The organism is Acinetobacter sp. YH12236 (genome assembly GCF_013417645.1).
Lineage (GTDB): Bacteria > Pseudomonadota > Gammaproteobacteria > Pseudomonadales > Moraxellaceae > Acinetobacter.
On the sequence record NZ_VPDM01000007.1, the window covers coordinates 1 to 10,557 of the forward strand.

General features: G+C 38.5%; 6 protein-coding genes, 2 pseudogenes and 1 other annotated feature. Of the genes and pseudogenes, 1 reads left to right on the forward strand and 7 read right to left on the reverse strand.

Features of this window, described 5'->3' with window-relative positions; translation table 11 throughout:
• The 7 genes and pseudogenes from FTV14_RS05055 to FTV14_RS05085 all read right to left on the reverse strand — a co-directional run.
• Positions 1-1,830 (reverse strand): Ig-like domain-containing protein (locus FTV14_RS05055; protein WP_257219758.1); only part of this gene is annotated, 1,830 nt, incomplete at its 3' end.
• A gap of 251 nt (positions 1,831-2,081) precedes the next feature.
• Entirely contained in the window at positions 2,082-2,786 is a 705-nt protein-coding gene (locus tag FTV14_RS05060; protein WP_180053487.1) for an IS6-like element IS1006 family transposase, read from the reverse strand.
• 65 nt (positions 2,787-2,851) lie between these two features.
• Positions 2,852-3,106, reverse strand: a pseudogene (locus FTV14_RS05065) (helix-turn-helix domain-containing protein); the annotation flags it as partial.
• A gap of 203 nt (positions 3,107-3,309) precedes the next feature.
• A complete protein-coding gene (locus FTV14_RS05070) occupies positions 3,310-3,678 on the reverse strand; it encodes an MbcA/ParS/Xre antitoxin family protein (protein WP_104488357.1) in 369 nt (122 codons plus the stop codon).
• 90 nt (positions 3,679-3,768) lie between these two features.
• The gene (locus FTV14_RS05075; RefSeq protein WP_180053488.1) at positions 3,769-6,726 is read right to left on the reverse strand and encodes a site-specific integrase; all 2,958 of its coding nucleotides are present in this window, start codon (positions 6,724-6,726) and stop codon (positions 3,769-3,771) included.
• Positions 6,723-8,903: a hypothetical protein gene (locus FTV14_RS05080; RefSeq protein ID WP_180053489.1), complete on the reverse strand. Its 2,181-nt coding sequence runs from the start codon at positions 8,901-8,903 to the stop codon at positions 6,723-6,725. The genes FTV14_RS05075 and FTV14_RS05080 overlap by 4 nt, the downstream gene beginning before the upstream one ends.
• Positions 8,900-9,397, reverse strand: coding sequence for a hypothetical protein (locus FTV14_RS05085; protein ID WP_180053490.1), 498 nt, complete (start codon positions 9,395-9,397; stop codon positions 8,900-8,902). Before FTV14_RS05085 ends, FTV14_RS05080 begins: the two co-directional genes overlap by 4 nt.
• A gap of 296 nt (positions 9,398-9,693) precedes the next feature.
• On the opposite strand from FTV14_RS05085, the pseudogene FTV14_RS05090 reads away from it, so the two are divergent.
• Positions 9,694-10,409: pseudogene (locus FTV14_RS05090) on the forward strand (IS3 family transposase); the annotation flags it as partial.
• Positions 9,969-10,085: a sequence feature (AL1L pseudoknot), on the forward strand. Its footprint overlaps the pseudogene before it by 117 nt.
• Positions 10,410-10,557: the final 148 nt, after the last annotated feature.

The window sequence follows — 10,557 nt, forward strand, 5'->3', positions numbered from 1 at the left end:
GTTTGGCTGGGTGCTGTTATTGGCTTTGTCTGTTGCTACAACTTCTAGCTGTTCACCATTGGTAAATGCTGGCTTCAGCGTCAATGTATATTGACCATCTGTACCTGCAACGGCTGTACCAACCACTTTTCCATTATACGTTGCTGTAACTGTTGCACCTGCTTCGGTTTGACCTGTCACTGTTTTACCATCGGCACTGATCACTTGCGTCAAGCTCACAGGAGCTGTCGTATCTGGTGCGGTGATACTATTTGGTCCAGTGCTGTTATTAGCTTTATCGGTCGCAATCACTTCAAGCTTTTCACCATTGCTATAGGCTTTATCTAAAGTAATGCTATATTTGCCTTCAGCATCTGCAAGCGCAGTACCCACTACTTTACCGTTATAGCTTACAGTCACCGTTGCACCCGCTTCGGTTGTACCGGTCACCGTTTTATTGTCTGCAGCCAATTCTTGCGTCAAGGTCGCAGGTGCTGTCGTATCCGGTGCTGTGATCGTATTTGGTTTGGTGCTGTTATTGGCTTTATCGGTTGCAATCACTTCGAGCTTTTCACCATTGGTGAAGGCTGGAGTCAAGGTCAATGTGTATTGACCATCTGTACCTGCAATCGCTGTACCAACCACTTGTCCATTGAATGTCGCTGTTACTGTAGCACCAGCTTCGGTTTTACCTGTGATCGTTTGACCATCAGCACTGATTACTTGCGTTAAGCTTGATGGCGCTGTGGTATCTGGTGCTGTTACTGCATTTGGTTTGGTGCTGTTATTGGCTGTGTCAGTTGCAACAACTTCAAGCTTCTCACCATTGCTGTAGGCTTTGTCTAAAGTGATGCTGTACTTGCCTTCAGCATCTGCAAGCGCAGTACCCACTACTTTACCGTTATAGCTTACCGTTACTGTTGCACCCGCTTCAGTGGCACCTGTTACAGTTTTATTATCTGCAGCCAACTCCTGCGTCAAGGTCGCAGGTGCTGTCGTATCCGGTGCTGTGATCGTATTTGGTTTGGTGCTGTTATTGGCTTTATCGGTTGCAATCACTTCGAGCTTTTCACCATTGGTGAAGGCTGGAGTCAAGGTCAATGTGTATTGACCATCTGTACCTGCAATCGCTGTACCAACCACTTGTCCATTGAATGTCGCTGTTACTGTAGCACCAGCTTCGGTTTTACCTGTGATCGTTTGACCATCAGCACTGATTACTTGCGTTAAGCTTGATGGCGCTGTGGTATCTGGTGCTGTTACTGCATTTGGTTTGGTGCTGTTATTGGCTGTGTCAGTTGCAACAACTTCAAGCTTCTCACCATTGCTGTAGGCTTTGTCTAAAGTGATGCTGTACTTGCCTTCAGCATCTGCAAGCGCAGTACCCACTACTTTACCGTTATAGCTTACCGTTACTGTTGCACCCGCTTCAGTGGCACCTGTCACGGTTTTATTATCTGCAGCCAACTCCTGCGTCAATATTGTTGGGGGAGTTACATCTCCTGATGTACTATTACCTCCACCACTACTTGCTACCGCTGCAACCCCTGCTGTTAAAAGTCCACCGCCACCATACGTAATAAATTTATTATCGAACCAAAAATTTGATTCCTGTGCTAAAAATTTTTCTAATTCACTCAGATTTTCTAGATTAGAAGAATCTAGTCGCATTATACTTTCATTATTTTCTAAAATTTCAATAGAAAAATTTTCAGTTTTAGACAAAATAATTTGCTCACCATTCTTGAGCTTTACAACAATTTGTTCCGACTGCTGAACAATATTTTCTACTTGGCTAGCCTCTAAAGTTGTTTTAATGCCATCTTTTAAAATTAAAATTTGCTTTGACATGAATTAACCCTCTGTTTTACAGAAACAAAACAATAAGATTACATTAAATAGACATGAATACAATTTTATTAATTACTAGGCTTTGTTGCACAAAGATTTGAAAGGCAAAGCGCCCCTAATTGAGCCAAATTTAAGGCGTAACTTGGGTAAGTGGTCGACCTAATTCCGTAAATCTGTTGAGGACTGCTACACGTGCATGGGCACTGTTGCAAATAGAGATTTGAGTCGATGATGTTCCCTTTAAAAAGTACTTAGAGACCGAAAACCCTGTTGATTAGACACACTTCACCCTGAGGCTGACCATAATAAAATGACGATGCTTGTCCTTTACGTAGTGCACGCATGACTTCAATACCTTTAATTGTGGCATAAGCCGTCTTCATAGATTTGAATCCTAATGAGGCCCTGATGATCCGCTTTAGCTTGCCATGATCACATTCAATCACGTTATTTTTATACTTAATCTGCCTGTGCTCAAGGTCTGGTGGACATTTACCTTCCCGTTTTAACCGTGATAAAGCACGTCCATATGTGGGTGCTTTATCCGTGTTGATCACTTGTGGAATTTGCCACTTCTTCATATTATTTAAAATTTTTCCAAGAAAACAATATGCTGATTTGGTATTACGTCTAGAAGAAAGATAAAAATCAATGGTATCGCCACGTTGATCGACTGCACGATACAGATAAGACCATCGTCCATTCACTTTTACATAGGTTTCATCAATATGCCACGAGCTCAGATCTGTAGGATTACGCCAATACCAGCGTAAACGTTTTTCTATTTCAGGAGCATAACGTTGAACCCAACGGTAAATAGTCGTGTGATCAACATTCACACCCCGTTCGGCCAGCATTTCCTGCAGTTCACGATAGCTAATGCCATATTTACAATACCAGCGCACAGCCCAAAGAATGATTTCGCCCTGAAAATGCCGACCATGGAAAGGATTCATATGCTGCACCTTTAGCTAAAACAGTCTTCAGCTTACCATTCGTGGTTATTTGCAACAGTGCCCCTTAAAATTTCCTGGTAGAGCACAACAGCAGGAATCCATTCAGGATGAGCTGCGTTTACACGTTTGAGTAAATAGGGTTTATATGGATCAAGAATACTTGTTCTAGGTTGTGTACGCCGATACTGAGGTGTTTCCTTCTGCCGTAAATATTTACGTACGGTATTTCGGGACACCCCCAGTTCACGACTAATGGCTTTAATAGATTTACCTTGCTGATGAAGTATTTGGATTGTCACTGCTTGCTCCAAAGTTAACATGTTGAGCAGTCCAAAATGACCGCTATATTAACCAAGGGGGTCAGTTTTTAAATGCCGGTACGGTTCATCCATATATGTATGACAGTTCTCAATAATGAGGCAGTTGTATACCTCTTGAGAAGAGGAACTTCTTATACCTTGAATTTGAATTATTAGACAAAATTATGACTTTTAATTTTCTGTGTAATGAAGCTTTGTATTTCTTAATATTTACCCTGAAGCCGAAGTCCTTCGACTACGTTTAATACAGTAGCTAATCCCTGAGTAGTCTGAATCTGTTTTATCGGAATGCCTTTGGTTAGCTTATTTGGTGACTTCATAAAATGCTGCATCCATTTAGCCTCTCCACCTGTTAGAGCATCTAGTGATATCGCAATACGAATTAAAATAATTGCGAGTTCTCCCTGACTTGAATCGGGATCTAACTCAAGCGAATTTAAAGTTTCCACTGAATCTAAATTGAGAACGATAGCAAGCTGGCTCTGTGTCAAACCAAGTTGATTTGCAGATGATAAAACAGCTTTAGCTAATACCTTTTTTTGTTTTGCAATTTTTTCTGGTGTTTTATGCATGACTGATCTCTGTTTCAGACGTTGCTGATATCTAGAGTTTATACTATTTGATTATCGTTTCTCAGAGTTAAAATTTTTATTACAAACAGCTTAAGGATGAGAAACTATCATGAGATACATCAGTAACTTGAATACCCCAAGTGCTTTTGCATCTTTACCCTTGAAGCAGAACTTAATTCGCCTTTCATTTTCATTCAGGCTGAAGTTTTCTGGCCGTAATGTTAAATCCTGTAATGTCTTTTTGAGCTCTGTCTTGCTCTGCTGAGAGAGTTCTAAATGAAGATATTTTTTGGGAAATAAGCTATGAATAAAAGAAAGAAGTTTCTTCAGTTGCCGTTTTTCATTCAGTTCAAAAATTAACTGGGCTGAATTGGGCTGAACTTTTTCAAGATAAATTGAGTAGATCGTATGAAGCTGTTTTTTATATTTACTTTGTACATTTGCATAACGCTCCTGGACATGGTGAATGACCTTTTTCTCCTCGTGATTGGTTGGCAACATGGTAACTAATGCAGCAGGAGTTTTCCTTAAAAAATCTGTGGTAAATAACTTCGATGATTTTTTTTGGTTTACACAGGAGGTTTTTAAATGCACGGCTCTGGCACGTAATTTTTGCGCGATTTGCAAAGGAATGGCTTCAGGTAACAGAAGGTCTTGTTCTTTTTCTACTGCAAGAATGTGATGCAATAGTTCAAAAGTCATCTCTGAGTCATGAGCTCCTAGCATCAGTGAATCAGGCGATTTCTGTTGTTCTGGTTTATATTGATGATCATGTTGCCTGTAACGGTCTTTAGTGAGTTGATCAAATAAAAACTGTTTGATCGCCCGTTGCTGAACAGGATATTTAATAGCATCATCATGTTTCAGAATATTAAAATAGGCTTCTTTAGGAAGTGGGCTGTGCATTTGATTCAGCTGGTAGCTAATTGCCAGATGCATTAAATGCAGATAGCTTGAACAGGTCGTGTCAGGGGTTAGGTGCCCGGCAAAATGAGAAAGTGCATACCAGGTTTGCTGAGTATTTCTGTTTCGCAACAATGCATAACGGATACGTAATTGCTCATGTGGGCTATAGTCAGTAAATGCATCTGAAAGTGTTGAGTTTTTTAAAATCAGGTAAAGATGATTAAATGCAGAATGGCGCAGACTATGGTAAGTAAAATTGTGTTCTCCAAAAACTGGCTGGATCAATTGTTTCAATAGGGAATTCACTTCATTTTCATGAGTTTCTTCTAAGGACTGTTTTAAAAACAGCGGTTGTGCAACTGATTTTCCTTGTTCTTTTAGCAGACGTTTTCTATTCTGACTATATGTTTTAAATGCATGTAATTCGTCGGCTTTAAGTAGATGATGCAGGGGAATCTTGCGGTAAGCTGAGTAGCTTTTTTGATTTTTATTGCGATTGTTGCGAATAGTGATTATCACAGCATCTTCACTAATAAATAGATCACGTACGAAGATATTCAATGTTTCATTGATCCGTAGTCCGACTCTGAACCCCAAAATAAAAATCAGTTTAAATATATTTTTATCCTGAATCGAAATATTTTGAGTATTTTCGAGCTGCTCTAGCATGTGGTGAAAAATATGGGGCGAGATCAATGCGGTTCTGCAGATTTTTACCTGGATTAAATTATCCAGATCAACAGTGGGTGCGTTAAAAAATAAGGTCTGTTTGTGATGAAACTCCTGTAGACGTTTTTGTAGAGTTGCTCTAGTTGTTTCTTTCTTTAATAGAAGCATTTCTCCATACAGATCTTCAAAATCAGCATCTGAAAATGATGAAATATCTTTGTCTTGCGTTGCCTGCAGCCAATGGACTGCAAACTGTGAAAACATGGTCTTCAGAGAACTTTGCTTGAGCGGCTGAAAATCTGCACGTATAAGCTTGCGCTTAAATCGTTGCTGCTGCTGAATAATATGATTGAGAAGGTCCAGTTGAGGTTCCGTTAATTTTGAGCGTAGAATGCTCCACAGCAGCAAACGTTCCAAGGCTGGAGATTGTTCTTTAGCATATAATTCTATGAGTTGATCGCTATAGTTTTTTGCACGAATAGCTTGACGTATTTCTACTAAAATATCGGCTATATCTAATGCAATAGTGACTGTAGACTGGTTCTGAGGGTTCTCATAAACTTTCTGAATCGTATGGGTAGGCGTGGGTTCAGGCTGAAGAAAATAAGCTGCTAATTGTTTTTCAAGAGGACTGGAACTATAAATTTCATTTTTTAAGATACAAATGGACATTTGATCCAGCCCGCTGTTTTTCAGGAACTGTGTATAGTAAAAACCGTATTTTAACAGGTCTTTACAACGCACCTTTTCCTCAGGGAAGCATTCAATAATACAAGCGTTAATCAGATGTTCTGCATCTTCAATATCCGAAAATAAATCAAATTTTTGATGTTTTAGTCTGTAGATCCAGCATTTCACAATGTCGTGTAGCACAAACGTTTTTGTATAGCTGACTGAAAAATCAGGGTCATTTATACGCTGATTACCGAAATTCCGGTTCGGGATTTCGAGTGTTACCATATGATTTAGGTTTAAAAAACTTTGAAATTTCTTTGTTTTTAAAATGATTTTTAAAAAAAATTGCAATTCGGCATGGTTATAAATGCCATTAAATAATATTGAACTGATCAAACAAAAGCCAAGAGATTGGGTGGGACTGAAGTCATTTCGTTTTGTCCAGTAAGCAATCATATTTTGGGCAAATTGAGTAACTTTTTTACCATGTTTTAAGGTTTCAATATTTTGTAGTGGCAGAGACCTTTCGTACCTTACGGGAGCGGCAGGCACTGGATAGTACTGATTCGATGAAAGATTAAAGCGCTTGATATATTTAGCAAATTCTATACGTGCCATCTGATAGCTACGGATGTTTGACTTACAGTGTTCTAAAAGCTGATTATCAACTTGACGACAAATTTCCGAATAGTTCTCAGGCGTCAGTTCTATACATTTCTCACTAAACAAGTTCAGAAGAAAGGCTTTGTTTTTTCTATGCTTTTTTATTCTTTTGAGGGAGTGTGGGTGTTTACTCATTCAATCAGGAATCCGTTAAATGTAGACATACTTTTAAGCTTTAAGAGTCCGACCAGCTTGTCTTGCGCTGCTCGAATGTGATCGTAATCGGTTGCCTGAAAACCCGAATAGCGGTCAAAAAGTTCCTGCATGGGCCCATCGTGACCAAAGATGCCATTCAGCATATCTTCATCGCAGTGCTGTGCAAAAAAATAGCGAGCGAAATGGCGAGTCCAATTGCGCTGAAGAGCTATTTCTGTGCAGTATTTTTGAATATCAGAAAGTTCTAAATTTCGGATATATCCTTGTGGATCGTAAAATAATAGAAAGGGGCGTTCACCCTCGAAGACCTCATGGATTGCTTGTACTTGTTCATTGGACAGATAGGCCTTTGTGAGGTGGAGAAAGTATTTTAAATATTTTAGGTAATGCTGTATTTCATCACGAAGATAATCGTTAAATGGTAGATATCGTCCAATGGTGCCCGAATAACGCTGCTCTTTATCTGCAACAGCCATCAATTGGTTATCAAGGTCAATATAATCCAGATTGGGAGGGAAGGACTCACTCGGCCGTGCTGACGTTATCAGCATGCAAATATGCCACAGCCAGATTGAATAATGATTTAACGTCTGAAAGGGATTTGGATGTTCCCGCACTCGTTGGTCAAGCTGGTGAAAAAATGATTTAACAAATGGTAGATTAGGTGTCTGCTGACTACCAAAAGAATGCGGGTTACTGAATTCTTCAAGATATTCAGTTTCCAGCTGAGGAACAGTCAAAGTTAGAATTTGAGTATAAATATTAATAATATCCACGATTTGTGTTGAAGAGTAATGGCATGGAATATAGTGCTGAACACTTTCTCCATTAAGCAATTTGCTTTCCAGTTCATACTCAAGTTCATTCAATGCAATATCACTGAGTAAGCGCGGAAGATTTTGTGTTGTTAACTGGAAGGTCAGCCCTTTATTAATTTTTTGTAAATACTCCTGTATCTTGGAATCAATCTCAACACCATCCATTTTTTTCAACTGACTTAGATTTTCCAGATAATATTGAGGCAGAGGAATCGTAAAAGAATTCACGGTATTCAACCGATGTTTTCTTAAAACAAAATCCTTGAATTTAGAGACTTCAAAGCTTTGCTTAAAGAAACATTTTTGGGGGTGCAGTGATACTTCTTTGTTTTTTGTACTGACTCGTAAATTTTTTTGAAATACCGGCAGATCTTTATAATGAGTAAGACTGAGGACTGAAAATAAAAGCAGGGTATGAATTGGAGAGTTTTCTGCCTGTTCTAATAAAATTTGCATAATGTACTGTGCGGTTGGCAAATCGAAGACCCGAGGATTCGGCTTGCTCATTAGCTCATTCTTGTTTTGATGCAGAATTTGATTTTTGAGATTATTGATCTGAGCTGTGATAGAACATTGCTCTAGTAAGTTAAATTCAAAATTATGATCTTCAACTTTTTCTATAGTTTTATCCTCAAGGGGCTGTTTTGCCACACCTCGTTCAAAATGAGTTTGATATGTTTTTTCTCCATCAAGTGAAATTCTTAATGTCTTTTTAACGTCAGTTTGAGACGGTTTTGGGATGTTTGGATTACTTTGACGATTTCTTTTTTGACGTTCTGATTGAGTATGGGTATACGTATAAATAACGCGGATTTCTGCCAGTTGGCCCATTTCCCTTTTCTCTAAACTCTCTTTAGATTCGTCAAATAATTCCCCATTCTCAGTCTCAGTATTTTTTAGAAATTTAACTAGCTCTTCTAATTCAATCGGAAGAGACGGTAAAAAATTGTAAAGCCAATAGTATTCTTTCTTTGTACTTGCTAAACGAAAACGCCTACATAGATTAGCTACAGTTGCTGTATGTTCTTTACTATTCAGTAACTCGATACATTGAGTATTGAAAATAGCCCATTTCAGTGCAGTTGATTGATATGCTGATGGGGTATTGATGACTGCAATAAGGTAATGAACCAGAGGGTATTCGCTGAATGATGTCTTATTAAACTGCTGAGCTATAAGATTGCTAAGTTGAATAATTTCAGTGTGTCGAATGAGATTATTGAGCTTAATAGAATCACTATAGTTTTCTAGCTTTGCTTCCGCTAATGCTCGATAGAAGTTTCGAAATGGTTCGAGCTTTAATTCATGAGTATCTTCTAAATAACGATATCCATTCATGATGATATTCCAGCCAGAATTTTTTCTAATGAAAGTGGACCAGCATAATTTGAAATAGAACTTACTGGACTTTTGGATTTAGATAGCCCTGATAATTCTCGTAGATGATTGATAGTTAAAACTTCCTGACCGAAAACTTCCTGAAGATGTGCAGCTAAGTATTGTTCATTTAGCCAATGTGCGATGATATCTAAGCCATGAATTGAGTGATGTAATCCGGAACACAGTAAGCCCCTTACTTCGCTTAAAGCCTGGATGGTGAATTCGTAGGAATTATTTTTTTCATAAGCTCTGAACTTAAATTCATTTTTATTCTTGTTGTAAAAATAGGCATAGATCCAACTGAAATGACTACTAAAAAAATAGTGATCAGCTTTGTCTGTTGTCAGAAGAGGGATTTCGATATTCTGTTTAAAAGTTAAATTCAAGTGATAGTTTTGCTGTTTCTCATTAAGCTGAAAAAATAGAGCAATCCATATTTGGTAGGCATGCATACATTTTGGATAACACATTAATTGTAAGTTTTTTGAAGATACACGATGACTTTCAATAGCTTTTTTTTTATAGACATATGCTGATGTCTCCCCCATATTTATGCCAAGTGGCTGAAAAATAAACTATAATATTCACGTATTTTTTATAGGGGAGTCAAGGGTTACGCACCCTATGTTGTGTTATTAAATTGTAAATTTCACTATATAGTGTTTTTAATCTTTTTAGTGGTATGAACCGTACCGGGTTTGTCGGAGAGTCAATATTCTGAGTGAGAAGCACTGCTTCGCAAGGTTCGATGACAAAATTAAAATATACCCCTGAAATCAGAGATAGAACGGTTCAATTATTGATTGAATCCGAAAAAGATTATCCATCGAATTGGGCTGCGATCACAGCTATTGCTCCTAAAATCGGTTGTACTCCTGAAACACTTCGTGCCTGGCATCAAAAGCATTTAGATCAGCAAAATCCTATTAAAGTACAACAGATATCTGATCAAGAAAAAATAAAGCAAATGGAACGTGAAATTAAAGAATTAAAGCGTGCCAATAAAATTCTACGTAAAGCAGCCGCTTTTTTCGCCCAGGCGGAGCTCGACCGCCCACACAAATAATGGTGGATTTTATCCATAACAATAAAGATCGATATGGTGTTGATGCGATTTGTAGGATTTTACCGATCGCAGCTTCAACCTATTACCGAACTTTAGATCTCGCTGATAATCCAAAACATCGAGCGAAACGTGCTCTGCATGATTTACATCATGCAGAGCAAATCAAACATATTTGGAAAGAAAGTTCAGGTCGATACGGTGTGCGTAAGATCTGGCAACAACTGAAACGTGAAGGCTATGTTATCGCACGTTGTACAGTTGCTCGATTGATGCAGAAGCTAGCTATACAAGGTGTTTGGCGCGGTAAGAACAAACTAACCACACGTAGCCGAGATGATCAAAAACGAGCAGCTGACTTAGTGAAACGGAATTTTAGTGCAGATCAGCCCAACCACCTTCCGAAACAGTGTTTCTTGTAGCTTGATTGATATAGTGATTAGCTACCACTATACGCAAATTGTAGAGTTTGGAGTGCTGCTAAAATCTTAAATTTGAACCTGAGATAAAACCTACAATTTGCCCTTATCCCTCATACAACTCTGAACG